This window comes from Pseudomonas sp. FP2338 (assembly GCF_030687515.1).
Classification (GTDB): Bacteria; Pseudomonadota; Gammaproteobacteria; order Pseudomonadales; family Pseudomonadaceae; genus Aquipseudomonas; species Aquipseudomonas salomonii.
Map to the genome: position 1 here is coordinate 4,936,831 of NZ_CP117436.1, position 24,184 is coordinate 4,961,014.

Sequence of the window (24,184 nt, forward strand, 5' to 3'; positions counted from 1 at the left end):
GGCGCTTTCTCTGCGAGCCGCCATGAACCACAGCATCGACCACAGCCACCAGGATCCTGATCTGTTTGGCTTGCTTTACGGTTTTCGTTTTCGGCCCGGTGAAAAGGGCGAGCAGATTGATTCAGCGACCGCGCTGGCCGCGTTAAAAGCACCACAAGACCCGGATGAGTTCCTGTGGCTGCACCTGAACCTGGCCCACGCCGCCTGCGAGCGCTGGATGCAGGCCAACCTGTCATTGCCCGACGAGTTTTTCGAAGCGCTGCACGAAGGCTCGCGCTCCACCCGTATCGAACACGTCGACTCGGCCTTGCTGGCAGTGGTCAACGACGTGGTGTTCAACTTCAGCAGCATGGTTTCGTCGGATATCTCCACGCTGTGGGTGTGCGCACGCAGCCGTTTGCTGGTGAGCGCGCGCCTGCAACCGTTGCACTCGGTGGATAAATTGCGCTCGTCGGTAAAGGCCGGTGAACGCTTTCGCTCGCCGCTGGAACTGTTGGTGCACCTGTTGCGCGACCAGGGCGAAGTGCTCACGCAGATCGTGCGTAAAACCAGCATCAGCGTCGACCATATCGAAGACCAGTTACTGTCCTCACGCCTGTCCACCAACCGCGCCGAACTCGGTGCTGCGCGCCGGGTGCTGGTGCGCCTGCAACGCCTGCTGGCACTGGAGCCGGGCTCGCTGCTGCGCCTGCTCAACCGCCCGCCGCAGTGGCTGCAAAAAGAGGACGTGAAGGAGTTGCGCAAATCCACCGAGGAGTTTGCGCTGATCATCAACGACCTCACGGCCCTGGGCGAACGCATCAAGCTGTTGCAGGAAGAAATCGCCGCCAACCTCAACGAACAAAGCAACCGCACGCTGTTTACCCTCACGGTGGTGACGGTACTGGCGTTGCCGATCAATATCATCGCCGGTTTTTTCGGCATGAACGTGGGCGGCGTGCCGCTTTCCACCGACCCGGAAGGGTTCTGGATCCTGGTGGCGCTGGTGGCGACGTTTACCTTGATCGCCGGGCGCTGGGCGTTCCGTAAGCGCAAAGACTATTGAATTGAAACACAGTCAAAATGTGGAAGCGGGCTTGCTCGCGAATGCGGTGCGTCAGTCAGCTTATTTTTAACTGATCCACCGCATTCGCGAGCAAGCCCGCTCCCACATTGGTTTTTGCGGTGTTTATTGGACCAGCGGCAAACTCAATTCCTTAAACACTGACCTGCCGCAGCATCTCTGTAACATTCTGCAATGATCATCTAGACCATCCTCCCCACACTGGATGCTCCGGCATGGCCACCCCTTCCCTGACCGCTTCCGATGTCGTCTCACCCGCAGACCCCAAACCCCGGCTGGATAAAAAACCCGGCCTGCTCACGGTGATCATGTTCTTCGCCGTGCTCGCCATGGGCTTGTTGTTCACCGCCTACAGCCTGATGCACGACATGCACGAACTGGGCACGGTGGTTACCACCTGGACGCCGTTCCTGCTGCTGGGCGTGGCGCTGTTGATCGCCCTGGGCTTTGAGTTCGTCAATGGTTTCCACGACACCGCCAACGCCGTGGCGACGGTGATCTACACCAACTCGCTGCCGCCGCATTTTGCGGTGGTGTGGTCGGGCTTTTTCAACTTCCTCGGCGTGCTGCTCTCCAGCGGCGCGGTGGCGTTTGGCATCATCGCCTTGCTGCCGGTCGAGCTGATTTTGCAGGTCGGTTCCTCGGCTGGCTTCGCCATGATCTTTGCACTGCTGATCGCGGCGATCCTGTGGAACCTCGGCACCTGGTGGCTGGGCCTGCCGGCCTCGTCGTCGCACACCTTGATCGGCTCGATCATCGGCGTCGGCGTCGCCAATGCCCTGATGCACGGGCGTGATGGCACCAGCGGTGTGGACTGGAGCCAGGCCACCAAGATCGGTTATGCCCTGCTGCTGTCGCCGCTGATCGGCTTTGCGTTTGCCGCCCTGCTGTTGCTGGCCCTGCGCGCCTTTGTCAAAAACCGCTCGCTGTACAAGGCGCCCAAGGGCGACACCCCGCCGCCTTGGTGGATTCGCGGCGCGTTGATCGCCACCTGCACCGGTGTGTCGTTCGCCCACGGCTCCAACGACGGGCAAAAAGGCATGGGCCTGATCATGCTGATCCTGGTGGGTACGCTGCCGATGGCGTACGCGCTGAACCGCACCATGCCCGCCGACCAGTCCCTGCAATTTGCGGCAGTGGCGGAAGTCACCCAGGCCGCGCTGGTCAAGTCGGCGCCGCAACCGGCCCCGGCCGATTCACGCGCGGTCCTCTCGACCTACGTGCGCACCAAGGAAGCGACCCCGGAACTGGTGCCTGCACTCGCCGCCATCACCGGCCATATCGGCGCAGAAGTAAAAGGCTACGGCTCCCTCGCCGCCGTGCCGGCCGAAGCTGTCGGTAACGTGCGAAACGACATGTACCTGACCAGCGAAAGCATCCGCTTGATGGACAAGGGCAAGGTCGGCAACTTCGACGCCGACACCCAAGGCAAGCTCAAACTGTTCAAAGACCAGATCGACGCGTCCACGCGCTTTATCCCGCTGTGGGTGAAAATCGCCGTGGCCATCGCGCTCGGGCTGGGCACCATGGTCGGCTGGAAGCGCATCGTGGTCACGGTGGGCGAGAAGATCGGCAAGACGCACCTGACTTACGCCCAAGGCGCTTCAGCCGAGACGGTGGCGATGCTGACCATCGGTGCGGCGGATATGTTCGGGCTGCCGGTGTCGACTACCCACGTGTTGTCGTCGGGTGTGGCAGGCACCATGGTGGCCAATGGCGGTGGCTTGCAGATGAAGACCATCCGCAATCTGCTGATGGCCTGGGTGCTGACGTTGCCGGCGGCGATTTTGCTGTCGGGCAGCCTGTACTGGCTGTTCACCCAACTGTTCTGACCCAACGGTGTAAGGGTGGGAACTGGCTTATGTGGGAGCTGGCTTGCCTGCGATGCAAGCGCCTCGGTCTTTCAGTTGAACCGAGGTGATGCCATCGCAGGCAAGCCAGCTCCCACACAAACCTGCTCCCCTATGAGTTTTACGTGTCAGTGATTGAACAGCCCAGCCATGGCCTTCAAGCGCTTTTTGTAGATCCGCCGCGCCTCCAACGCTTCCTCCAATGTCACCGCCACAAACCCCGCCCGCTGGTTCGGCTGCATCTGCCCGATCAAGTCCAGGTCGGCACTGATCACTGTGCCGATCATCGCGTAGCCGCCACCCGACACCGCATCGCGGTGCAGCACAATCGGTTCCAACCCCGCTGGCACCTGGATCGAACCGATCGGGTAGCAACTGTCGACGATATTCGAGGGATCCGAGCCTGCGCCAAACGGTTGTTCGCGCGCCTGAAAACTCAAGGCACTGCCGCCCTTGAAGCGATAGCCGATGCGATCCGCCTCGGAGCCGACCGTCCACGGCTCGGCGAAAAAGCTGCTTTTTGCCGCATCCGTCAGGCGCTCGTAATACAGCCCTGGCACCACGCGCAGGGTCACATCGCCACCGACCGAACGGCGTAAGGCCATCGGCAAACTATTGCCCGCGCGGCCTGTTCCACTGGCGTCACCGATCGGCAGTTCGTCGCCTTCCTGCAAGCGCCGCCCTTTAAACCCACCGAGCGCGCCAAGGGTGTACGTCGAGCGGCTGCCGAGCACCCGCGGCACGTCGATGCCACCGGCCACCGCCAGGTACGTGCGCGCACCGGCCTTGGGAAACTCAAAGCGCAGCACCTGCCCGGCGCGGACCTGAAAGGCGGTGTCTTGATGCACCACTTCACCGTCCAGACGCGGCGACATCAGCGCACCACTGAGCGCCACCAATGCGTCCTGGCGAAACTCAAGTTCCGGGCCGATCAGCGTGCACTCCAGGCCCGCAGCACCGACTGGGTTGCCGACCAAATGGTTGGCCGCACTCAACGCGTACTGGTCCAGGGCGCCCGAAGGCGGAATGCCCAGGTGGTAATAACCTTCACGGCCCAGGTCCTGCACGGAGGTGGCGAGGCCGGGTTTGAGCACCTTGATCATGCCAGCGCCTCCTGCAGGGTTTTCGGGTAGCCGATGGGGTCGGCGAGAAACGCATCCAGGGAAAACTCCACCGGGCGGATACGCAGGTCGAAACGCCCTGCCTCCACTTCGGCCACCGCCCGGTCGTAGGCGTCGCGGTCGATCGGTTTGAACTGCACGATGTCACCGGGGCGGAAGAACACCATGTGTTCCTTGAGGTACGCCAACTGCTGCGCCGGGTCGTAGATCGGCGCCGGGGTTACGCCAAACATCTGGTAGCCACCGGCGCCGCGTACCGAGTAAATGCAACCGAAACAGCCGCCATGGCCGAGGGTCAGTTTGGGCGTGTCGGTGCGCGGGCGCAGGTACTTGGGCACCTGCAATTGCCGCTCGCGCTCGACCATCTGGAACATGAACGGCAGGCCCGCAACAAAGCCGACCATCGACACAAACCACGGCGCGCCACTGTGGGCGGCGATAAACGCGTCCACATCGGCCAGGCCGTTGATGCGTGCGGCGTATTCCAGGTCGGTGCCGCTGGGGTCTTGATGGCGGTCGCGAAAGCGCATCAGGGTTTCGTGGGTCCAGGGGTCGTTGTAGAGCACCGGGATTTCGATGATGCGCGTGTGCAAGGTGCGTTCGGCCACGGCCTGGGCTTCGGCGCTTTGCACGGCGTCGAGCAGCACATGGGGCGCAATACGGTCGGGGTCGAAGCGAATCTGGAACGACGCATTGGCCAGGCACACATCCAGCACGCCCTCCAACGCCAGGCGCTCCACGGCGCGGGTCACGGCCATGCCTGTGAAAAAGGCTTCCAGGGACATGCTGTCGCTGACCTCGGCAAACAGGTGTTCATCACCGCCGAAGCTGTAGCGGATGGGGGACGTTTGAGCCATGTCTGTTCCTCTTGGAATCATTGTAGAAAGGCAGGCAAAAAGTGCTGTTTGGATATTTTTATTGGGGTTCTTATTGAGGTGATCTGACTTCAATCCCAGCCTGGTCCAAGGCTTCGCGGGTGGCTTCCACCAACTCCAGCGCGCCGGGCGTGTCGCTGTGCAGGCAGATGGAATCGAATTCGATCAACAGGTCTTCGCCTTCTACGGTTCGCACCCGGCCCGTCTGACAAGCACGCAGAACGCGCGCCGCAACGGTTGCAGGGTCAAGTGCGCGCACATGACGGGTAAACACAATGGACCCGCTCAAATCGTACTCACGGTCAGCGTAAAACTCGCGCACCACCGGTTGCCCCAACTCCTTGGCCACGCGCCAGATCACCGAGTTGGGCATGCAATAGAGCAACAGCGTCGGTTCGATGATTTGCAGGTTCTGCACCAGCAGCCGCGCGGCTTCTTCGTCGCGGGCCAAGTGCATATAGAGCGCGCCGTGGGGCTTTATATGTTGCAAGACCAAACCTTGGGCGCGGGCGATTTCGCGCAGGGCGCCGAGTTGGTAGAGGATGTCGTCCACCAGTTCCTGGGCCGGTGCATTGATGTGCCGACGGCCGAACCCCACCAGGTCACGAAAGCCCGGATGCGCGCCGATGCCCACGCCCAGTTGCTTGGCGCGTTCGACGGTACGGCGCATGGTGCCGGGGTCGCCGGCGTGGAAGCCGGTGGCGATATTGGCTGAGCTGATATAGGCCATCAGGTCAAAGTCGACGCCATCGCCGATGGTCCAGGGGCCGAAGCCTTCGCCCATGTCCGAATTGAAATCCACTGCCTGCATCGAGGTCGCTCCGCCAAAAGGTGATGGCTGAAAGTAGGCCGGGGCTTGACCCCTTGGGAAGATCTATTATCAGATGGCCCATCTTCTGAAAATCAGATAAAGCCATGTCCCTGACCTTGCGCCAAGTCCGCTACTTCGTCGCCACTGCCGAAATCGGCCAGATTTCCCAGGCGGCCATTCACCTGAATATCTCCCAGTCGGCGGTGACCACCGCCATCAAGGAGCTGGAAGCGATGCTCGGCGTGCAGTTGTTCGTGCGTTCGGCCCAGGGCATGAACCTCACTGACGCCGGGCGGCACTTTCTCAACCGCGCCTATGTGATCGTGCGCAGCGTGGATGACGCCCTCAACAGCCCCCTGCCCGACTACCGTGCCAGCGGCGTATTGCGCGTAGCGGCCAGCTACACGGTGCTCGGTTACTTCCTGCCGCATCACTTGCAACGCATGCAACACTGGCACCCGGACGTGACCATCGACGTCTTCGAGCAGGAACGCCAGGCCATCGAACACGGCCTGCTCGACGGCCAGTTCGACATGGCCGTGGTGCTCACCGCCAACCTCACCCACCCGGATATCATCTCGGAAATCCTGTTCAACTCCGAACGCCGACTGTGGCTGCCCAGCCATCACCCGTTGTGCGAGCGCGGTGCCGTGAGCCTGGCGGATGTGGCGCAAGAGCCTTACATCCTGCTGACCGTCGACGAAGCCGAGCACAGTGCCATGCGCTACTGGGAACAAGCCGGGCAAACGCCCAACGTGCGGCTGCGCACCAGTTCGGTGGAGGCGGTGCGCAGCATGGTCGCCAATGGCAGCGGCGTGGCGATTTTGTCGGACCTGGTGCACCGGCCGTGGTCGCTGGAAGGCAAGCGTATCGAAACCCTGACCGTCACCGACCCGGTCACGCCCATGAGCGTCGGCCTGGCCTGGCACCGCGAGCGCGCATTTACCCCGGCGATGCAGGCGTTCCGCGATTACTTCCACGACGCCTTCCTGGCGCCGCAGCAGTTGTCGGCGCGGCGTTAAATATGGGCCTGCAAGGTCGCCGCCAGCCACTCCATGAACACCCGCACCCGCAACGGCAAATGCCGCTGGCCGGCGTAGAGCATGGAGACGTCCAAGGGCGGCGCGAGGTGGTCCGGCAACACCGAAACCAACTCGCCACTGGCCAATAAATCGCGAACGCCGAGCAGCGGCACCTGGATAATCCCCAAACCGCCGAGACACGCCGCCTGATAGGCATCGGTGCTGCTGACGGTCACGCGCCCGGCCATGGCCACGCGCAGCACCTTGTTGCCCTGCAGGTATTCGAACCCGGCCGAGCGCGCACCGAGCGGGCGCACGTAATGCACCAGTTGATGTTGCGCGAGGTCGGCAAGGGTTGCGGGCACGCCATAGCGTTGCAGGTACGCAGGGCTTACGCAGTTGACCATCGGCATGCTGCAGACCTTGCGTGCAACCACACTTTGGTCGGGCTGCGCGCCCACGCGCACCACGCAATCAAAGCCTTCGGCAATCACGTCCACCTGACGATCCGAACTGCTGATTTCCATCTCCACCAGCGGGTGGCGCGCCATAAACGAAGGGAGCTGCGGCATCACCAGGCCGCGCGCCATGGCATTGGGCATGTCCACCCGAATACGCCCGGCCAATTGCGCTTCGTCTTGGCGAAACAGGCCTTCGAGCTCTTCCATGTGCGCGAGCAAATCCTTGCTGCGCTCATACAGCACGCGGCCGTCCTGGGTGGCTTGCACGGTGCGCGTGGTGCGCTGCAACAGGCGCGCGCCCAGCAACGCTTCCAGCGCCTGCACATGCTCGGACACGGTGGAGCGCGGCAGGCCCAGGCTCTCGCCAGCCTGGGTGAAACTCGACAGCTCGGTAACGCGCACAAAGGTGCGCAGCAGCTCAAGTTTGTTCATGGGATTGTTCGCTTTATCCGGCCAGTGATTCCGATACCAGCCTGTTTATCACGTTATGGGCGGACAAATACACTCAGTCCCACTGATCACCCCTGAGGACTACCGCATGACTCGTAAAATCGCACTGATCACCGGCGCCAGCCGTGGCCTTGGCAAAAGCGCCGCTTTGCACCTCGCCGCCCAAGGCGTGGATATCATCGGCACCTACCACAGCGCCGCCACCGAGGCCCAAGCAGTGGTGGCGCAGGTTGAAGCGCTGGGCGGCCGCGCCGCCATGCTGCAACTGGACGTCAGCCAGAGCGGCAGCTTCGAGGCTTTTGTCGGGCAAATCGCTGCGGTGCTCAAGGACGTTTTCGCCCAGCAACATTTCAATTTCCTGATCAACAACGCGGGCATCGGCGCTCACGCAAGCTTTGCCGAAACCACCGAAGAGCAGTTCGACAAGCTGGTGGCCATTCACTTCAAGGCGCCGTTTTTCCTCACCCAGAAACTGCTGCCGCTGATCAGCGATGGCGGGCGCATCATCAACATCTCCAGCGGCCTGGCGCGGTTCAGCCTGCCGGGTTACGCCGCCTATGCGTCGATGAAAGGCGCCGTGGAAGTGCTGTCGCGTTATCAGGCCAAAGAACTCGGCCCGCGTGGCATCACCGTCAACACCCTGGCACCCGGCGCGATTGCCACCGATTTCAGCGGCGGCGCAGTGCGCGATAACCCACAGCTGAATGCGATGGTGGCCGACAACACTGCCCTGGGCCGTGCCGGTTTGCCGGACGATATTGGCGGTGCGATTTCGAGCCTGCTGGCCGATGGCAGCAACTGGATCACCGGCCAACGCATTGAAGCCTCGGGCGGCATGTTTCTGTAAGCATTCTGCGCTAGCATCAATGCCTTCAGATCACTGACGGGCAATCACCGATGAGTTTTGATCCAGGCTTGGCCGGCGGTATGGGCGTATTGGCCGCCGTGGTCGACAGCGGCAGCTTTGCCCGCGCCGCCAACAGCCTGGAGATGACGCCTTCGGGGGTCAGCCGGGCGATTTCCCGCCTGGAAAAGCGCCTCGGCATTCGCCTGTTCGACCGCACCACCCGCTCGGTGCAATTGACCGACGAGGGGCGACGTTTCTACCAGGAAATCGCCCCGCTGTTGGCCGGGCTGGAGGAGGCCGCCGATTCGGCGGCCGACAGCGCCCTCACCGTGCGTGGGCGTTTGCGGGTCAACATCGACCCGTATTTTTCGCGGCTGGTCCTTGGCCCGGTACTCGGCGACTTCATGCGCCAATACCCGCAACTGCAACTTGACCTGCACACCCGCGACCAACTCGGTGACCTGGTGGCCGACGGTTTTGACTTGGCCATTCGCTTCGGCATCCCACAGTCCTCTTCGTTGATCGCACGCAAGCTGATGGAAGTGCGCGTGCTCACCGTGGCCTCCCCTGCCTACCTTGAGCAATACGGCCGACCCACGATCCCGCAAGACCTGGAAACCGGGCACATGTGCCTGGATTTTCGCGACTCGCAAACCGGTCGCCCGTTTGCCTGGGAATTCCACCGGCCCGGCGAGCAAGTAATGGTGCGCACCAACGGTCGCTTGGTGGTCAATGACGCCAGTACCTTATACAGCGTGTGTGAACACGGGCATGCCGTGGCGCAGATGCTCGACCTCGGCCTGGCGTCAGCGATCAAGGCCGGCAGCCTGGTGGAGCTGTTTCCCGACTGGCCGGACGAGCGTTTCCCGTTGTACGCCTATTACCCGTCGCGGCACTTGCCCGCCGCCAAGGTGCGGGCATTTCTGGAGTTTGTCGCCTCGCTCAAGCTTGGCTAGGCACACGGGGCTGTACGAATTTTTCCCGCAGCACGTCATAACCCCAGTGGTACACATAGGTGTACGGCAGGAAGAACAACAGCACGCCGATGTCGAGGATGAAGGCTTCCAGCAGGCTGATTTTCATCAACGCGGCAATCAATGGCACCGCCAGGATGATCAGGCCGCCTTCGAACAACAGCGCATGCACAACGCGGGTCCAGCCGCCGTCGGTCCATTGCAGGCGGGCTTTGAGGCGGTCGAACAGGCTGTTGAAGATGACGTTCCAGCTCAGCGCCAACAGGCTGATGCCCAGGGTTACCGCGCCCATTTCCAGGGCCGGCCGGCCGGTGATCCAGACCAGCAGCGGTGTACAGATCAATAAGGCCAGCCCTTCAAAACCAATGGCCTGGCACACACGTTCAGTAATCGACTTGGTAGGGTTCATGACCCGGCTCCTTGAGTGACGATGGTTGCCATGATTACCCTTTGACTCGATACTTCATAACCAATAACCATCGATAAAGGCGATAGTCATGGCCTCCAATGAAGTGCTGCAGGCGTTTGTGCAGGCGGCTACTCAAGGCTCGTTTTCGGCGGCGGCGCGCAAGCTGGGTAAAAGCCAGTCCACCGTCAGCGCGGCCGTGGCGAGCCTGGAGATTGACCTGGATGTGGTGCTGTTTGACCGCAGCAGCCGCAAGCCGACGCTCACGCCCGCTGGGCATGTATTGTTGCTGCGCGCCGAGCAGGTGCTGGAGGCCAGCAGCCGCCTGGAGTTGGCGGCGAGCCAGTTGTCACAGGGTTTGGAACCCAAGCTGACCATCGCCATGTCCGATACTTACCAGTCCGACCGGTTTGAGGTCGCCCTCAAGGCCTTTGAGCAGCGCCACCCGGACCTTGAGCTGGAATGCCTGATCGCCGAATGCGAAGACCTGATCGCCCTGGTGCAAAGCGGCCGGGCGCAGATTGCGTTTATCGAAAAACAAGACACTTACCCGCCCGACCTGACCGGCGCGCCGGTCGAAGAACGTACCGAAATTGCCCTGTTCGCGGCGCCTACGCATCCGTTGGCCAAGCTGAAGAACATCCCCGCGCAGACCTTGCAGCAACACCGTGAATTGCGCCTGGCCAGCATCATCAACCCGACCGAAACCCGCCCCAGCGGGCGGGTATGGTCGGCGCCCAGTTACTTGATGCTGATGGAGATGGCGCAGCTGGGGTTTGGCTGGGCACCGATTCCGCGCTGGTTGGTGGAGCGTTTTGGCGGCGACCAGTTGGTCGAACTCAAGGCCCGCAGCTGGCCGCGCTCGGTCGCGGTGGATGCGCTGTGGTCAAGGCACCATCCACCGGGGCCGGCGGGGAGTTGGTTGCTGGGCAAGATGCTGGAGTGATTCTGTCCGGACACTGAGGTTCCAGGTGGGAGCTGGCTTGCCTGCGATGGCAGTGAGCCAGTCTAGAATTTGGCGACTGACACACCGCTATCGCAGGCAAGCCAGCTCCCACAGTTTTGCTTTTCATTGGATGGGAGATTTGAGTTCGGTCAGGCGGCGTTCGAGGAAGCGTTTCTCAGGAGTTTGTTGAGTGAGTGAGAGGGCTTTTTCGTAGGCTTCCCGCGCCTCTTCCACCCGCCCCAACTGCCGGCAAAACTCCCCACGCGCCGAGTGCGCCAGGTGGTAATCCAGCAACTCCCCGCGCTGCAAAATGCCCTCTACCAGCTGCAACCCTGCCAACGGCCCCTGCCCCATCGCCACCGCCACAGCCCGGTTCAACTCGATCACCGGCGACGGCACTTCGCGCAGCAACACATCGTAAAGCCCGACAATTTGCAGCCAGTCCGTGCCCTCAGCCTCGGGCGCTTCAGCATGCACCGCCGCAATCGCCGCTTGCAGGCAATACGGGCCAAAACGCCGTGTGTTCAATGCCTGCTCCACCAGTGCGCAGCCCTCAGCAATCAAGGACGCGTCCCACACTGCGCGGTTCTGTTCATGCAATAACACCAACTCACCGTCGGCGGAGGTGCGCGTTGCTCGGCGCGACTCGTGCAGCAGCATCAGCGCCAGCAGGCCCATGACTTCCGGCTCTGGCAGCAACTCCAGCAGCAGGCGCCCCAAACGAATGGCTTCGCGGGTCAGGTCTTCGCGGGTGAGGTCAGCGCCCATGGACGCCGAATAGCCCTCGTTGAACACCAGGTAGACCACGCGCAATACGCTGTCCAGACGCTCGGGCAACGCGTCCAGGGTTGGCACCTGGTAGGGGATTTTTGCTTCGCGGATCTTGCCCTTGGCGCGCACGATGCGCTGGGCGATGGTGGTGGGTGTGGCCAGAAAGGCGCGGGCGATTTCTTCGGTGGTGAGGTCGCAGATTTCACGCAAGGTCAGCGCCGCCTGGGCGTCGGGTGCCAGCGCCGGGTGGCAGCAGGTGAAGATCAGGCGCAGGCGGTCGTCTTCCACGTCTTCCTCACTCCAGTCAGCCGCTTCCAGCGTGTCGGCCTGTTCCTGTAATAACGGGGTGAAACGTGCCTGGCGGCGCAGGCGGTCGATGGCTTTGAAGCGGCCGGTGGAGACCAGCCAGGCGCGGGAATTGTCCGGCACACCGTCTTGCGGCCAGCGCTGCATGGCAATTAAAAACGCCTCGTGCAGCGCCTCTTCAGCCAAGTCGAAATCACCCAGCAAGCGAATCAACGTCGCCAGTACGCGGCGTGATTCGCTGCGGTAAATCGCCTCGACCTGCGGGGTCAATCCGGCATGCCCTGGGTCACCAGCGTCACCAGGCGGTCGAGGCTCTGGCCCCAGCCGTCATGAAAACCCATGGCTTCGTGGGCCTGTTTGTCGGCTTCGCTCCAATGCCTGGCGCGGGCGGTGTAGCGGGTTTTGCCGTCGACGGCTTCGAAGGTCACTTCGGCAGTCATGAACGGCTTGCCCGACGGGACCCAGCCCGGTGCATAGGCATCGGTAAACACCAGCCGGCTCGGCGCCTCGATTTCCAGGAACACGCCAGAGGTCGGGTACTCGGCGCCATCCGGCGCGCGCATCAGGGTGCGAAACAGGCCACCGACCCACAGGTGCATTTCGCACTCCGGCGTGGTCATGCCGTGTGGCCCCCACCATTGCTGCAACAGCTCGGGCGTGGTCCAGGCGCGAAACACCTTGCTTGGCGGTGCGTCGATCAGACGGCTGATGGACAGTTCAAATTCAGCGGGTTGGGTATTCATGGGTAAACCTCCTTTCTTGTGGTTGTTGTGTTCAGAGATTCAATTGACGCACCGGGCGCACCTCCACACTGCCGACCCGCGCCGCCGGTATGCCGCCAGCGACCTGGAGCGCTTCGTTCAGGTCCTTGGCCTCGATCAGGTAAAACCCGGCGAGCTGCTCCTTGGTTTCGGCAAACGGCCCGTCGGTGATCGACAGCTTGCCATTGCGCATGCGCACCGTGGTGGCGGTGCTCACCGACTCCAGCGGCTCGGCGGCGAGCATCCGACCGCTGGCCTGGACGGCCTCGGCGTAGGCAAAACACTCCGGGTCCGCCGGGCTGTCGGGCGAGGTGTGCAACACCTCTTCGTTGCTGTAGATCAGGCAGAGGTATTTCATGGCGCTCTCCGTTTTCGGACTACTGACTATAGTTCGTGGCGGTCAAGGTTTCAGGTCGAACAGTGCCGTGCCGCTTTCCATGTCGAACGGCGCCGACCAGTGCTCATGCACCACCTTCCACTGCCCGTTGATGCGCTGGTAACCGGCGGTCACGCGCATCCAGCACGCCTTCACCACGCCATCCGGCCCGGCGCCACCGCAGTGGGCCAGCCAGTGGGCGAACGCGCTGTCGGGTGCTTCGACGATATGCAGCTCATGAAACTCGAAAATGCCCGGGCCGGGGCAGTGCTTCATGCATTCATCCCAATGGGCGCGGTAGGCGGCTTTACCTTTGAATTGCAGTGCGGTGACGGCGTCGAACGAGAGGATATCGTCGGCGTAATAGCTGACAATTTTGTCGATATCACGATCAAGTACGGCTTGTTTCCATTGCTCGATCAGGGTGTTGATTGCGGTGCTCATGGCGATACTCCTGGGGGTTGGAAATCACAAAGGACACCCTTAGTCGAACGGCCTCAGCGCAAATCGACAGGCCGCTGAAAAATAATTTCGCCTGCGGCAAACCCGCTAGAATCCCACCTCTTTGTAGGATTTCGGATGCGCCCCCGATGGAAACCCGCCTCGTCGCCTATGAGACGCTGAGCCTTGTGCAAAAACAGCAGCTCGACACCCTGCAAGTGCACCCCGAGCAACTGGCCTATTCCGGCGATATCTACTGCGCGCTCAACAGCCTGCTGGTCAACCCCACGCCCGGCGCAATCAAAGGCTTTGCCCTGCTGGCCGACGAAACGCCCGTGGCCTTCCTGCTGCTCAAACGCCCGCCCTGCCTGCCCCATTGGGCCGATGAACACAGCGCCACGCTGCATGCGTTGCAGGTGGACCGGCATCAGCAAGGGCGCGGGTTTGGCAAAGCGTGTTTGCAGGGATTACCGGCCGTGGCATTGCAGGCGTGGCCGCAGATCAAGGCGCTGGAGTTGTCGGTGGACACGGACAATGTGGCGGCGATGGGGTTGTATCTGGCGGCTGGGTGGGTGGACAGCGGGGAGGCGTATAAGGGGCGGGTTGGGTATGAGCGTAGGTTGAGCTTGGTATTTACCTAATGGGTGTTGACACCCATCCGATGTAACACAAACATGACATCCCAAAGATAATGTAATGGTAACGCGACATGGATGCTTCGCTCATCACGCAAAGACTCGCCAAGCAAATTCGGGCGAAGCGCCTCAGCAAAGGCTACAAACAATCAGATTTGGCCACATTAGCGGGCGTAACACGCCAAAAACTCATCGAGATCGAGCAAGGCAGTATGTCCGTATCAATGGGCGCCTACACACGCGTGATAGGAGCCCTGAGCAGCGAAATGGAACTGGTAGCAGCGCGCCTTCCAACGCTTGATGAACTCCCAGATATTTTCAAAGATTAGGCTCTGTGCCTTTCGCAAAGGTGATCCATGCTGACAACCCTCGAACAACTCGAAACCCTCTACGGCCTGCCCCACGAACGGGCGGTGCGCAAGGAGATCGCTTTCCTCAACGAGGATTACCAGGCCATGGTGCGGGCGTCGCCCCTGGTGGTGGTGAGTTCAGCCGGGCCGGACGGCATTGACGGCTCGCCGCGCGGTGATGTGCCGGGGTTTGTGCGGATTGTGGATGAGCGCACTCTGGCGATCCCGGATCGGCCGGGCAATAACCGGGTCGATACGTTGCGCAATCTGCTGCAAGACCCACGCATTGCCTTGCTGTTCATCATCCCGGGCATTGGCGAGACGTTGCGCGTGAATGGCCGCGCGCAGATTTCCATCGAGCCCGAGCTGCTGGAGAGTTTTGCGGTAAATGGCAAACCGGCGCGTTCGGTGATTCTGGTGCAGGTGGAGTCGGCGTTTTTCCACTGCTCCAAAGCCTTTGTGCGCTCGGATTGCTGGAACCCCGAGAAGCACCTGGACCGCTCGGCACTGCCGTCGGCCGGGGCGTTTCACAAGCGGCTCAATGCGGGGCAGTTTGATGCCGAGGCCTATGACCGAGAGATGCCGGAGCGGGTCAAAAATACGCTGTATTGATACTTCTGGCGGCGCCGTCTTGTCGGCGCCGCCAGTACCGCCGTCAGCCCTTTTCGCCAACCGGCAGCCAGATCTCCACCGTCCCCGTGCCCTTGCGCGCGTCGAAATCGGCGCTGTAGCGTTCGAAATCCGCGCCCATCACCTTGTAGCCCGAGTGCGGCAACCACTCGAACATGATGCGCTCGTAGGTTTGCTCAAGTGCCTGCACCGGCCCGTAATGCGGGAACACAGCATAGTTGAGCGGCGCAATTTCGATGAACTCGAAGTTGCTCGGCACGTCGCTTTTAGTCGGGACTTCAACCCCGGCCATGTAGTCGAATTCGCCATCCTTGGGATTATGGCAAACGCCATAGGTCACGCCCCCAATACGTTGTTTGATGTCTTTGATGCAGGTGTCGAACAATTCCCACAGCTTTGGGATATCACCCACTGTGGCCTTCGAATAACGCCCTTGCACCCCAGCGATTACCAAGGCTTTACCGGCTTCCATGCGTGGCGCTAACGGTTGTTTTGTCTGCTGATCCATACGAACAGTCTCCTTCTTATGAGGGAACAAACCCGCATCGAGTATAGGGGCATATCCACGCTTCACTCCAAGTAGAAATTTTTCCTACGCATCTGGACAACTGGCCATCATCGACCGTATTGTCTGCCCCGCAGGCCACCGCAGTGGCCGACGTCGCTCGGACGGTTCCGGGCGCTTACGTACCTCGAGGCAACAATGGCAGACCAAGGTTCGCCGCGCCGCTTTGCGCGCATAGATCGACTCCCCCCTTACGTTTTTAATATCACTGCCGAGCTGAAGATGGCTGCGCGTCGGCGCGGCGAAGACATCATCGACTTGAGCATGGGTAACCCTGACGGCGCCACGCCTCCACACATTGTGGAAAAAATGGTCACCGTCGCCCAGCGTGAAGACACCCACGGTTACTCCACTTCCAAAGGCATTCCGCGGCTGCGTCGGGCGATTTCGCGCTGGTACAAAGACCGCTACGAAGTGGATATCGACCCGGAAACGGAAGCCATCGTAACCATCGGTTCCAAGGAAGGCCTGGCGCATTTGATGCTGGCCACTCTGGACCAGGGCGATACCGTGCTGGTGCCCAACCCGAGCTACCCGATTCACATCTACGGTGCCGTGATTGCCGGCGCCCAGGTGCGTTCGGTGCCGCTGGTGCCGGGCGTGGATTTCTTCGACGAGCTGGAACGGGCGATTCGTGGCTCGATCCCCAAGCCGAAGATGATGATCCTCGGCTTCCCGTCCAACCCCACCGCGCAGTGCGTGGAACTGGACTTCTTCGAGCGCGTGATCGCCCTGGCCAAACAGTACGACGTACTGGTGGTGCACGACCTGGCCTACGCCGACATCGTCTACGACGGCTGGAAAGCCCCCTCGATCATGCAAGTACCCGGCGCCAAGGACATTGCGGTGGAATTTTTCACCCTGTCCAAGAGCTACAACATGGCCGGCTGGCGCATTGGTTTTATGGTCGGCAACCCGGAACTGGTCAACGCCCTGGCGCGGATCAAGAGTTACCACGACTACGGCACCTTCACCCCGCTGCAAGTGGCGGCGATTGCCGCGCTGGAAGGCGATCAGCAGTGCGTGAAAGACATTGCCGAACAGTATCGCCAGCGTCGTAACGTGCTGGTCAAAGGCCTGCATGAGCTGGGTTGGATGGTCGAGAATCCGAAGGCGTCGATGTACGTCTGGGCCAAGATCCCTGAGCAGTATGCCGCCATGGGTTCGCTGGAATTTGCCAAGAAGCTGCTGCTGGAAGCCAAGGTGTGTGTGTCGCCGGGGATTGGCTTTGGTGAGTATGGGGATGATCATGTGCGCTTTGCGCTGATCGAGAACCAGGACCGGATTCGGCAGGCGGTGCGTGGTATTCGCGGGATGTTCCGCGCAGATGGGTTGGTCAGCAAAGCCTGACCTCCAATCCAACTATTAAAATGCGGTCAAAAATGTGGGAGCGGGCTTGCTCGCGAATGCGGAGTATCAGTCGACATCTTAATTGACTGATACTCCGCATTCGCGAGCAAGCCCGCTCCCACATTTGGATGGGGTTTTCACCCCTGATTTTGCGGTGCGCGGCTTACACCACCAACGACAGCAACATGATAAAGATCAACGCCACCACCGACAGAATGGTCTCCATCGCCGTCCAGGTCTTGAACGTCTCGACCACGGTCATATTGAAGTACTGCTTCACCAGCCAGAACCCCGCATCGTTGACGTGAGACAACACCAACGAACCCGCCCCTGTCGCCAACACCAGCAGTTCACGGTTAACCCCTGGAATCATCCCGACCACCGGCACCACAATGCCTGCGCCGGTAATGGTCGCGACCGTCGCAGAGCCTGTGGCCACACGAATCACCGCCGCCACCAGCCACGCCAGCAGAATCGGGTTGATCTGCGCGTTCACCGCCATATGGCCGATCACGTCACCCACGCCGCTGGTCACCAGCATCTGCTTGAAACCACCACCGGCGCCGATGATCAGGATGATCGCGGCGGTCGGCGCAAGGCTGGCGTCGAGCAGCTTAAGGATTTGCTTGGAATGAATGCCCTGGCGATGGCCAAAGGTGTACAGCGACAGCAGCAATGCCAGCAGCAACGCGGTGATCGGGTGACCGATCATGTCCATCCAGTTGCGGATGGCGTGGCCGTCCGGCAGCGCGACGTCGGCGAAGGTTTTGAGCAGCATCAGGAAGACCGGCAGCAGCACGGTGATCAGCGTAATGCTGAAGCTCGGCAGGCTTTTGGATTCCGGCTCACGGGCCAGTTGGTCGACCAGTTCCTGGGACGGGTTACCCGGAATGTACTTGGCGATAAACGTACCGAAGATCGGACCGGCAATGATCGCGGTCGGCAGTGCGACGATCAGGCCGTACAGGATGGTCTTGCCAATATCGGCACCAAACACGCCGATGGCCAGCAGCGGGCCAGGGTGCGGTGGCACCAGGCCGTGTACCGCCGACAGGCCGGCGAGCAGCGGGATGCCGATCTTGATCAGCGATACGCCGGTACGGCGCGCGACGATAAACACCAGCGGAATCAGCAGTACAAAGCCGATCTCGAAGAACAGCGGGATGCCCACCAGAAACGCGGCGAACATCATGGCCCACTGGACTTTCTCTTTGCCGAAGGCGCGGATCAGCGTCTGCGCGATCTGATCGGCACCGCCGGATTCGGCCATCATCTTGCCGAGCATCGTGCCCAGCGCGAGGATGATGCCGACAAAACCGAGCACGCCGCCAAAACCGTCCTGGAACGCCTTGATGATCTTGTCCACGGGCATGCCCGAGGTCAGGCCGAGGAAGCCGGCCGCGATGATCAGTGCAATGAACGGGTGCACCTTGAACTGGGTGATCAGAACGATCAACCCGATGATTGTGACCACTGCGTCTAGCAGCAGGTAGGACTCGTGGGACATGCCAAACATGGGGGGGTTCTCCTGTTTGTTGTTGTTATTAAAGCCGGTGTTGAATCTTTCGCCGGGGGTAGCGCTACCTTTTCCGGCAAAAAATTAATGAGTAGGTTCAAAGCCGTGTTGCAGCCACCAGGCATTGGTTTGCTCGGCCAAGTCCTCGACGCTGTCTTCGCTGGCGTTGAGCGCCAGGGTCAGCGGCTCGCCCACGGGCGATTCAAGGGTGGCGAACTGGCTGTCTATGAGGCTTGCCGGCATGAAATGGCCGGGGCGATGGGACACGCGGTCGGCGGCCACGGCGCGGGTCAGCTCCAGGAACACAAAGCCCAGGCCCGGTGCGGCTTCGCGCAGGTGGTCGCGGTATTTCTTTTTAAGCGCTGAACAGGTGAGCACCGGATGCTCGCCGGCTTTGAGCGAGCGGCGCAGTTCATCGCAGAGGATGTCGAGCCAGCCGGCGCGGTCGTCGTCGTTGAGGGGGTGGCCGGCGCTCATCTTTTCGATGTTGGCGGCAGGGTGAAAGCTGTCGCCTTCAATGGCGGTGGCGCCGTTCAGGCGGCACAGGGCTTCGCTGACGCTGGACTTGCCACAGCCGGAAACACCCATGATGACCAGGGCGGTAACAGGTTGACTCATGAAACACCTCAGGACGCAGATAGCGCTACCTTTGCACGCTGTAAGGCTAGTGCAAAAACAGGCTTTTCCCGCGCCGACTTGTCATTTTTATGGAGTGACGCGTGCATCCTCTCCAACCGTTTGAACAGGATCAGGCAACCCAACGTTCAAGTATTTGCAGCTGTTTGGAGACAGCGCTACCTTAGTGCCTCGATTTTTGTTTGGCAACAGCCTGATGACCTCCAAGAACGATAAAAAATTACGCACCACCGGTCGCCCGACCCTCAATGAAGTGGCACGCCTGGCGGGCGTCAGCCCCATTACCGCCTCCCGCGCACTGCGTGGGGTGAGCACGGTTGCTACCGAGTTGGTGGAAAAAGTGCAACGGGCCGCCGCCGAACTCAACTACGTCGTCAACCCCGCCGCCCGCGCCCTGGCCTCGGCGCAAAGCCATTCGGTGGTGGTGATCGTGCCGTCGCTGTCCAACCTGTTGTTTATCGAAACCCTCGAAGCCATCCACGCAGTGCTGCGGCCCAAGGGCTTTGAAGTGCTGATCGGCAACTCGCACTATTCGCGTGATGAAGAAGAAAACCTGCTGCGCAACTATATGGCTTACCAGCCACGCGGTTTGCTGCTGACCGGGTTTGACCGCACCGAAAGCGCACGGCGGATGGTCGAGGCCAGTAATGTGCCCTGTGTGTACATGATGGATCTGGACCCGAACGCGGGCGTGAATTGCGTGGGTTTTTCGCAATTGAGCGCAGGCGAAACGGCGGCAGCGCATTTGCTCTCCCGTGGGCGCAAGCGCCTGGCGTATATCGGCGCGCAGCTGGACCAACGCACGTTGCTGCGTGGTGAAGGGTTCCGCCGCGCCCTGCAGCAGGCGGGTATGTACGACCCGGCGCTGGAACTGCTGACGCCGCGTCCCTCCTCCGTGGGCTTGGGTGGCGAATTGTTTTTGCAGCTGCTGGCGGCGCATCCGGATGTGGATGCGATTTTCTTCGGTAACGACGACCTGGCCCAGGGCGCGCTGCTGGAGGCCATGCGCCACGGCATCAACGTGCCGGAGCGCGTGGCGGTGCTGGGCTTTAACGATTTGCCGGCATCGTCTTTTATGGTGCCGCGTTTGAGCAGCATCAGCACGCCACGGGAAGCGATCGGGCGGCGCTCGGCGGAGCATTTGTTGACGATCATGGCGGGCAACAAGATTGCCAAGCCGGTGGTGGACATGGGGTTTGCCTTGCAGGTGCGCGAGAGCACCTGACCTTTCAAAGCCCAAACACAATCAACCTGTGGGAGCTGGCTTGCCTGCGATGGCGGTAGACCTGTCGGCACATCATTGCCTGACACACCGCTATCGCAGGCAAGCCAGCTCCCACATTTTTTTCCGTGCTCGCTTGAGATGTGGGACGCCTGTAGGACGCGGCTGACATTGCCGTAAGCGCCTTGCCCGGTTGCCTACGCTTACGTCAGAATCCGCCGGCTTGTGCGTTTGGGTGGGTGGAAACTAAGGTGGGTCGGTCGCTGAATTTCTCGGCGATCGGGTTTAGTAGCCCGAACTTCCCAACACAATATGCACAAGCCAATTATGGCGGCTGTGCGTAGGGCGCCTTCGGGCGCGCCGGGTTTGTGTGGGATTACCGGTCTACTAACCTGCGCACAGCTGCCACCCAACTTGTTTAGTAGCGATGCGGGTGTTGGCACAAACCAGGTACTTCAACCATGCAAAGCGTCAATCCCCCAACTACGCTCTTCACTCTCACACCCGACACACCCATCGAATCCCTACTGATCAACAGCTACGAAACCGTGTGTTCCGTCAGCACCTTGTTGCTCGACCTGTCCAATGACCTCAGCGGCAAACACCGCGACGTGGCACTCGCCATTCATCAACTGAGCGAGTTATCAGTGCTGATGGTAGGCAAAGCCATGGACCAGCAAACACTCCGAGCCTAAAGCCTTACTCGGTTAAACATGTGGGAGCTGGCTTGCCTGCGATGGCAGAGGGTCAGTTAGCCCATTTGTAGCTGACACACCGCTATCGCAGGCAAGCCAGCTCCCACATGTTGTCCGTGCCCACTTAAGATATCGCCGTAAAGTCCTGCCCCTGCTAGATTGACCACTCGCCATCGTCAGGGAAGCACCATGGGACACTCACTGAAAATCCTCGGCCGCACGTCCTCCATCAACGTGCGCAAAGTGCTCTGGACCTGCCAGGAACTGGGCATCGACTACGTGCGCGAAGACTGGGGCATCGGCTTCAAGCCCACCCAGTCACCCGAATTCCTGGCCTTGAACCCCAACGCCCAAGTACCTGTGCTGATCGACGACCACGGCGTGTTGTGGGAATCCAACACCATCTGCCGCTACCTGATCGGCCTGTACCAACGCACCGACCTGCTACCCGCCGAACCCGCGCCACGTGCGCGAGTCGAGCAATGGGTGGACTGGCAAGCCGTGGAACTCAACCGCGCCTGGGGCGATGCCTTCACCGCGCTGGTGCGCAACAACCCCGACAACCTCGACGCGGCGCAGATTGCCGCCGCCGTGCAGGTGTGGAATGACAAGATGGGCCTGCTGGAACAACAGCTGGCTAAAACCGGCGCCTATGTGGCCGGAGATGAATTCACCCTTGCCGATATTCTTATCGGCCTCTCGGTGCACCGCTGGCAGAACACGCCCATGCAGCGCCCGCCCTACCCTGCCATCGCGGCGTATTACCAACGCCTGAGCCAACGCCAGGGCTTCAAGACCTTCGCCCTCGACGGCCATAACTAAAACAAGGACTCCACCGTGAACGGACTCAACGTACTGCTTACCGGCGCCTGCGGCAGAATCGGCAAGACGTTTTTCGAAGCCTCGAAAGACCGCTACCGCTTCACCCTCACTGACCGCATCGCGCCGGCGTTTGACCTGGGCGAGCACCGTTTCGTCCACGCCGACCTGAGTGACAAAGCCAGCCTGGCCGCGCTGCTCGACGGCATCGATGTAGTGGTGCACCTGTCGGGCATCCCCAACGCCAGCGCGTCATTCGACGAGGTGCTGCCGAACAATATCCTCGCCACCACTTACCTGTTCGAAGCCGCCGTAGCCGCCGGCGTGAAACGTTTGGTGTTCGCCAGCAGCGCACAAACCATCGAAGGCTACCCGGTGGACCGGCAAATCACGCCGGGCATGCAGGTGATGCCCGCCAACCTGTACGGCGTGAGCAAATGCTACGGCGAGGCGCTGTGCGGCTACTACGCGGCCAAGACGCCGCTGTCGACCATTGCCCTGCGCATCGGCGCCTTTGAATTCCCCGAAACCCACGACCTCAACAACGCCCGCGACCTCAGCGCCTGGCTCAGCCCACGGGACGCGGTGCAATTGCTGCAACGCTCGGTGGAAGCAGAAGGCGTGAAACACCTGATCGCCCATGGCATTTCCAATAACCGTTTCAAGCGCCTGGACCTCGACGAAACCACGCGAGTGTTGGGTTACCATCCGGTCGACGATGCATTCCAAGCATTTGAAATCCCGATTACTTATTGAGTTCTGCCCATGCCCGCACTCTCCACCGCCGACGGCATCGACCCGATCCGCGCTGCCCACATCAGCGCGCGCATTGACCGCCTGCCCGCCGTCGCCACCGTCTGGCGCCTGGTGGCGCTGCTGTCGATCGGTGGTTTTTTCGAGCTGTATGACCTGTTCCAGACCGCCTATATCAGCCCCGGTTTGATCAGCGACGGGATCTTCCACACCGGCAGCGAGGGCGTGTTCGGCTTCTCGGACCAGGCCGCGTTCGCCTCGGCGACCTTTCTGGGCCTGTTCCTCGGCGCCAGCCTGCTCAGCCCCATCGCCGACCGTTTCGGGCGCCGGGCGATCTTTACCTTTGCGCTCGTCTGGTACACCGTGGCCACGGTGTTGATGGGCATTCAAACCTCGGCACTGGGCATTATCGGCATGCGCTTTCTGGTGGGTATTGGCCTGGGGATCGAGCTGGTGACCATCGACGCCTACCTGTCGGAACTGGTGCCCAAGCGCATGCGCAGTTCGGCGTTTGCCTTCGCGTTTTTTATCCAGTTTCTGTCGGTGCCGGCGGTGGCGTTGATGTCGTGGTGGCTGGTGCCCCAGGCGCCGTTCGGGGTGTCCGGCTGGCGCTGGGTGGTGCTCAGCAGCGCAGTGTTTGCGCTGTTTATCTGGCAACTGCGCAAGCGCCTGCCGGAATCACCGCGCTGGCTTGCGCAAAAAGGCCGCTTTGATGAGGCCGGGCAAATCATGGACAGCCTGGAGGCGCGCTGCCAAAAGGATCACGGCAAACCGCTGGATGAACCCGAACCGCAGGCCGTCAGCGTGCAAGGCAGCGGCCGTTTCGCCGATATCTGGCAACCGCCGTACCGCCGCCGTGCGTTGATGCTGATTGTGTTTCATGTGTTCCAGGCCATCGGCTTTTTCGGCTTCGGCAATTGGTTGCCGGCGTTGCTGTCGGGCCAGGGCGTGAGCGTGACCCACAGCCTGATGTACGCCTTTATCATCACCCTCGCCTACCCGCTGGGGCCGTTGCTGTTTGTAAAAGTGGCCAACCGCTTTGAAAACAAATGGCAGATCGTTGGCTCGGCCATGGGCGCAATGATCTTCGGCAGCCTGTTTGCCCTGCAAACCACGGCGGTGGGGCTGGTGATCTGCGGCGTGATGATCACCTTCTGCAACGCCTGGCTGAGCTTCAGTTATCACTCGTACCAAAGTGAACTGTTCCCGACCAATATCCGCGCGCGGGCGGTGGGGTTCTGCTATTCGTTCAGCCGCTTGTCCACGGTGTTCAGCAGCTTGTTGATCGGTTTTATCCTCGAACACCTGGGCACGCCGGGGGTGCTCGCGTTTATCGCCAGCAGCATGTTGATCGTGATGATCACCATCAGTTGGTTCGGGCCGCGTACGCGTAACCTGGCGCTGGAAAATATTGCCCACTGATCACGCTCAGGAAGCGCCCTGGCCATTATCTGCCTAGACCACTACCTGTTAGTTCTGACAGTAGACCGCCCTTGCTTAAGACGCTCTACTACTGAATAGGCACGCCCATC

27 protein-coding genes are annotated in these 24,184 nt (G+C 61.1%); 15 read left to right on the forward strand and 12 right to left on the reverse strand.

What is annotated here, in order from left to right; genetic code table 11:
• Positions 1 to 22 precede the first annotated feature (22 nt).
• Both PSH96_RS22300 and PSH96_RS22305 read left to right on the forward strand, forming a co-directional pair.
• Positions 23 to 1,045, forward strand: coding sequence for a transporter (locus PSH96_RS22300; RefSeq protein ID WP_305455081.1), 1,023 nt, complete (start codon positions 23 to 25; stop codon positions 1,043 to 1,045).
• 233 nt (positions 1,046 to 1,278) lie between these two features.
• A complete protein-coding gene (locus PSH96_RS22305; protein ID WP_305455082.1) occupies positions 1,279 to 2,895 on the forward strand; it encodes an inorganic phosphate transporter in 1,617 nt (538 codons plus the stop codon).
• 146 nt (positions 2,896 to 3,041) lie between these two features.
• On the opposite strand, the gene PSH96_RS22310 is transcribed toward PSH96_RS22305, so the two are convergent.
• The 3 genes from PSH96_RS22310 to PSH96_RS22320 all read right to left on the reverse strand — a co-directional run bounded on the left by PSH96_RS22310 (position 3,042) and on the right by PSH96_RS22320 (position 5,720).
• A complete protein-coding gene (locus PSH96_RS22310; protein ID WP_305455084.1) occupies positions 3,042 to 4,016 on the reverse strand; it encodes a biotin-dependent carboxyltransferase family protein in 975 nt (324 codons plus the stop codon).
• Complete coding sequence (locus PSH96_RS22315; protein WP_305455087.1) at positions 4,013 to 4,891, reverse strand: allophanate hydrolase subunit 1; 879 nt, start codon at positions 4,889 to 4,891, stop codon at positions 4,013 to 4,015. Before PSH96_RS22315 ends, PSH96_RS22310 begins: the two co-directional genes overlap by 4 nt.
• 70 nt (positions 4,892 to 4,961) lie before the next feature.
• Positions 4,962 to 5,720: a 5-oxoprolinase subunit PxpA gene (locus tag PSH96_RS22320; protein WP_305455089.1), complete on the reverse strand. Its 759-nt coding sequence runs from the start codon at positions 5,718 to 5,720 to the stop codon at positions 4,962 to 4,964.
• Between the two features lie 104 nt (positions 5,721 to 5,824).
• Here PSH96_RS22320 and PSH96_RS22325 point away from each other — a divergent pair, with 104 nt between their 5' ends.
• Positions 5,825 to 6,742, forward strand: coding sequence for a LysR family transcriptional regulator (locus tag PSH96_RS22325; RefSeq protein WP_138814152.1), 918 nt, complete (start codon positions 5,825 to 5,827; stop codon positions 6,740 to 6,742).
• On the opposite strand, the gene PSH96_RS22330 is transcribed toward PSH96_RS22325, so the two are convergent.
• Positions 6,739 to 7,635: a LysR family transcriptional regulator gene (locus tag PSH96_RS22330; RefSeq protein WP_305455094.1), complete on the reverse strand. Its 897-nt coding sequence runs from the start codon at positions 7,633 to 7,635 to the stop codon at positions 6,739 to 6,741. The two genes, PSH96_RS22325 and PSH96_RS22330, sit on opposite strands and share 4 nt — an antisense overlap.
• A 106-nt stretch (positions 7,636 to 7,741) precedes the next feature.
• Between PSH96_RS22330 and PSH96_RS22335 the strand changes: the two genes are divergently transcribed.
• Positions 7,742 to 8,500 carry an SDR family NAD(P)-dependent oxidoreductase gene (locus PSH96_RS22335; protein ID WP_305455096.1) on the forward strand — a complete coding sequence of 253 codons (759 nt, stop codon included), beginning with the start codon at positions 7,742 to 7,744 and terminating at the stop codon, positions 8,498 to 8,500.
• A 50-nt stretch (positions 8,501 to 8,550) separates the two neighbouring features.
• On the forward strand, positions 8,551 to 9,456 hold the full coding sequence (locus PSH96_RS22340; protein ID WP_305455098.1) for a LysR family transcriptional regulator: 906 nt from the start codon (positions 8,551 to 8,553) through the stop codon (positions 9,454 to 9,456).
• Here PSH96_RS22340 and PSH96_RS22345 read toward each other — a convergent pair.
• On the reverse strand, positions 9,443 to 9,883 hold the full coding sequence (locus PSH96_RS22345; RefSeq protein WP_200434539.1) for a multidrug/biocide efflux PACE transporter: 441 nt from the start codon (positions 9,881 to 9,883) through the stop codon (positions 9,443 to 9,445). The genes PSH96_RS22340 and PSH96_RS22345 overlap by 14 nt on opposite strands.
• Positions 9,884 to 9,971: 88 nt before the next feature.
• Here PSH96_RS22345 and PSH96_RS22350 point away from each other — a divergent pair, with 88 nt between their 5' ends.
• A complete protein-coding gene (locus tag PSH96_RS22350; RefSeq protein ID WP_305455103.1) occupies positions 9,972 to 10,826 on the forward strand; it encodes a LysR family transcriptional regulator in 855 nt (284 codons plus the stop codon).
• 123 nt (positions 10,827 to 10,949) lie between these two features.
• On the opposite strand, the gene PSH96_RS22355 is transcribed toward PSH96_RS22350, so the two are convergent.
• Genes PSH96_RS22355 through PSH96_RS22370 form a run of 4 tightly spaced genes read right to left on the reverse strand, consistent with a single transcriptional unit; the run spans position 10,950 to position 13,484 of the window.
• Positions 10,950 to 12,173: an RNA polymerase sigma factor gene (locus tag PSH96_RS22355; RefSeq protein ID WP_305455105.1), complete on the reverse strand. Its 1,224-nt coding sequence runs from the start codon at positions 12,171 to 12,173 to the stop codon at positions 10,950 to 10,952.
• Positions 12,170 to 12,646, reverse strand: a complete 477-nt coding sequence (locus PSH96_RS22360; protein WP_305455108.1) for an SRPBCC family protein — start codon at positions 12,644 to 12,646, stop codon at positions 12,170 to 12,172. Before PSH96_RS22360 ends, PSH96_RS22355 begins: the two co-directional genes overlap by 4 nt.
• 31 nt (positions 12,647 to 12,677) lie before the next feature.
• Positions 12,678 to 13,022 carry a YciI family protein gene (locus PSH96_RS22365; RefSeq protein ID WP_305455110.1) on the reverse strand — a complete coding sequence of 115 codons (345 nt, stop codon included), beginning with the start codon at positions 13,020 to 13,022 and terminating at the stop codon, positions 12,678 to 12,680.
• Between the two features lie 42 nt (positions 13,023 to 13,064).
• The gene (locus PSH96_RS22370; RefSeq protein WP_305455112.1) at positions 13,065 to 13,484 is read right to left on the reverse strand and encodes a nuclear transport factor 2 family protein; all 420 of its coding nucleotides are present in this window, start codon (positions 13,482 to 13,484) and stop codon (positions 13,065 to 13,067) included.
• A 146-nt stretch (positions 13,485 to 13,630) separates the two neighbouring features.
• Between PSH96_RS22370 and PSH96_RS22375 the strand changes: the two genes are divergently transcribed.
• The 3 genes from PSH96_RS22375 (at position 13,631) to PSH96_RS22385 (ending at position 15,078) form a co-directional block, all read left to right on the forward strand.
• A complete protein-coding gene (locus PSH96_RS22375) occupies positions 13,631 to 14,122 on the forward strand; it encodes an N-acetyltransferase (RefSeq protein WP_305455114.1) in 492 nt (163 codons plus the stop codon).
• Positions 14,123 to 14,190: 68 nt separating this feature from the next.
• A complete protein-coding gene (locus PSH96_RS22380; RefSeq protein ID WP_305455117.1) occupies positions 14,191 to 14,445 on the forward strand; it encodes a helix-turn-helix domain-containing protein in 255 nt (84 codons plus the stop codon).
• 27 nt (positions 14,446 to 14,472) lie between these two features.
• Positions 14,473 to 15,078 carry a pyridoxamine 5'-phosphate oxidase family protein gene (locus tag PSH96_RS22385; protein WP_305455120.1) on the forward strand — a complete coding sequence of 202 codons (606 nt, stop codon included), beginning with the start codon at positions 14,473 to 14,475 and terminating at the stop codon, positions 15,076 to 15,078.
• 43 nt (positions 15,079 to 15,121) lie between these two features.
• On the opposite strand, the gene PSH96_RS22390 is transcribed toward PSH96_RS22385, so the two are convergent.
• A complete protein-coding gene (locus PSH96_RS22390; RefSeq protein WP_305455121.1) occupies positions 15,122 to 15,604 on the reverse strand; it encodes a GyrI-like domain-containing protein in 483 nt (160 codons plus the stop codon).
• A gap of 195 nt (positions 15,605 to 15,799) precedes the next feature.
• On the opposite strand from PSH96_RS22390, the gene alaC reads away from it, so the two are divergent.
• Positions 15,800 to 17,011: an alanine transaminase gene (gene alaC / locus PSH96_RS22395; protein WP_305455122.1), complete on the forward strand. Its 1,212-nt coding sequence runs from the start codon at positions 15,800 to 15,802 to the stop codon at positions 17,009 to 17,011.
• 163 nt (positions 17,012 to 17,174) lie between these two features.
• Here alaC and PSH96_RS22400 read toward each other — a convergent pair whose 3' ends face one another.
• A complete protein-coding gene (locus PSH96_RS22400; RefSeq protein ID WP_058421449.1) occupies positions 17,175 to 18,527 on the reverse strand; it encodes a GntP family permease in 1,353 nt (450 codons plus the stop codon).
• A gap of 84 nt (positions 18,528 to 18,611) precedes the next feature.
• Positions 18,612 to 19,145 carry a gluconokinase gene (locus PSH96_RS22405; RefSeq protein WP_017139216.1) on the reverse strand — a complete coding sequence of 178 codons (534 nt, stop codon included), beginning with the start codon at positions 19,143 to 19,145 and terminating at the stop codon, positions 18,612 to 18,614.
• A 211-nt stretch (positions 19,146 to 19,356) separates the two neighbouring features.
• Between PSH96_RS22405 and PSH96_RS22410 the strand changes: the two genes are divergently transcribed.
• From PSH96_RS22410 to PSH96_RS22430, 5 genes are all read left to right on the forward strand, one after another.
• Positions 19,357 to 20,388, forward strand: coding sequence for a LacI family DNA-binding transcriptional regulator (locus PSH96_RS22410; protein WP_178076247.1), 1,032 nt, complete (start codon positions 19,357 to 19,359; stop codon positions 20,386 to 20,388).
• A 458-nt stretch (positions 20,389 to 20,846) separates the two neighbouring features.
• On the forward strand, positions 20,847 to 21,080 hold the full coding sequence (locus tag PSH96_RS22415) for a DUF6124 family protein (RefSeq protein ID WP_305455126.1): 234 nt from the start codon (positions 20,847 to 20,849) through the stop codon (positions 21,078 to 21,080).
• A gap of 189 nt (positions 21,081 to 21,269) precedes the next feature.
• Positions 21,270 to 21,902, forward strand: a complete 633-nt coding sequence (locus PSH96_RS22420) for a glutathione S-transferase family protein (protein WP_305455128.1) — start codon at positions 21,270 to 21,272, stop codon at positions 21,900 to 21,902.
• A gap of 15 nt (positions 21,903 to 21,917) precedes the next feature.
• A complete protein-coding gene (locus PSH96_RS22425; protein ID WP_305455131.1) occupies positions 21,918 to 22,655 on the forward strand; it encodes an NAD(P)-dependent oxidoreductase in 738 nt (245 codons plus the stop codon).
• Positions 22,656 to 22,664: 9 nt separating this feature from the next.
• Complete coding sequence (locus PSH96_RS22430) at positions 22,665 to 24,074, forward strand: MFS transporter (protein ID WP_305455134.1); 1,410 nt, start codon at positions 22,665 to 22,667, stop codon at positions 24,072 to 24,074.
• The last annotated feature ends 110 nt before the right edge of the window (positions 24,075 to 24,184 follow it).